1 protein-coding gene is annotated in these 1313 nt (G+C 69.2%); it reads right to left on the bottom strand.

What is annotated here, in order from left to right:
- Nucleotides 1-1175, bottom strand: a 1175-nt coding sequence (locus tag MTQ10_RS30525; protein WP_247473989.1) for an IS256 family transposase, incomplete at its 3' end; no start/stop codon positions are given.
- Nucleotides 1176-1313 lie beyond the last annotated feature (138 nt).

Raw genomic sequence — 1313 nt, 5'->3', positions numbered from 1 at the left:
GCCTTGGTGAGGAGTTCGCGGCCCATGTAGCGGCGGGCTTCGGTCCATTCGTCGTTCTGCTCGGCCAGGACCGCCCCGACGAGCCGGATGACGGCGGTGCGGTCGGGGAAGATACCGACCACGTCGGTGCGGCGCCTGATCTCCTTGTTCAGCCGCTCCTGCGGATTGTTCGACCAGATCTGCCGCCAGATCTCCCGCGGGAAGGCCGTGAAGGCCAGCAGGTCGTGCTGGGCAGCGTCCAAATGGGCTGCAGCTTTGGGGAACTTGGCCTCGAGGGCGTCCAGCACGTGTGCCATCTGGGCCTTCACGGCGTCGGTGTCGGGTTGTTCGAAGACGGTCCGCAGCAGCGTGGCCACCCAGGGCTGGGCCGACTTCGGCACCTGGCTCAGCAAGTTCCTCGCGTAGTGGGTGCGGCAGCGCTGCCAGGAGGCGCCGGGCAGCACCGCGCCGATCGCGTCCACCAGGCCGGCGTGGGCGTCGGAGACGACGAGCTGGACGCCGGACAGGCCGCGGGCGATCAGGGAACGCAGGAAGGCCAGCCAGCCCGCGCCGTCCTCGGCGGTGGCGACGTCCAGGCCGAGGATCTCGCGGTGGCCGTCGGCGTTGACGCCGACCGCGATCAGCGCGTGCACGTTGATGATGCGGCCGCCCTCGCGGACCTTCTGGGTGAGCGCGTCGACCCAGACGAACGAGTACGGGCCGGCCTCCAGGGGCCGGTTGCGGAAGGCGGCGACCTGCTCGTCCAGGTGCTTGGCCATCGCGCTGACCTGGGACTTCGACAGCTGGGTGACGCCCAGGGACTCGGCGAGCTTTTCGACCCGGCGGGTGGAGACGCCGAGGAGGTAGGCGGTGGCGACCACCGAGACGAGAGCCTGTTCGGCCCGGCGGCGGCGCTCGAGAAGCCAGTGCGGGAAGTAGCTGCCGGACCGCAGCTTGGGAACGGCGAGCTCGACGGTCCCGGCGCGGGTGTCCCACTCGCGCGGGCGATAGCCGTTGCGGTGGTTGACCCTCTCGTCGCTGACCTGCCCGTACTCGGCGTTGCAGAGGATGTCGGCCTCCGCCGACATGAGCGCGTCGGCGAACGTCTTGACCATCGCGCGCAGCAGGTCCGGACTCGCCGAGGCGAGATTGTCCTCCGTGAGGGCGTGCAGGGGCAGACTGTCGGGTGCGGTCATCGTGCTGATCTCCTTCAAAGACTTGGTCGTCTTGAAAGATCAGCCGGTGGCCGTTCTCATATCCGGGCCCTCACTCCGACGCCGAGCCAAACGCCCGGATCAGGTGGGACCCCGTACACCACTTCCCAGGACGCAACC

Origin of the sequence: Streptomyces sp. XM83C (assembly GCF_023072675.1) — a bacterium.
GTDB lineage: Bacteria > Actinomycetota > Actinomycetes > Streptomycetales > Streptomycetaceae > Streptomyces > Streptomyces thermocoprophilus.
This window is presented reverse-complemented; position numbering and strand designations above follow the sequence as displayed.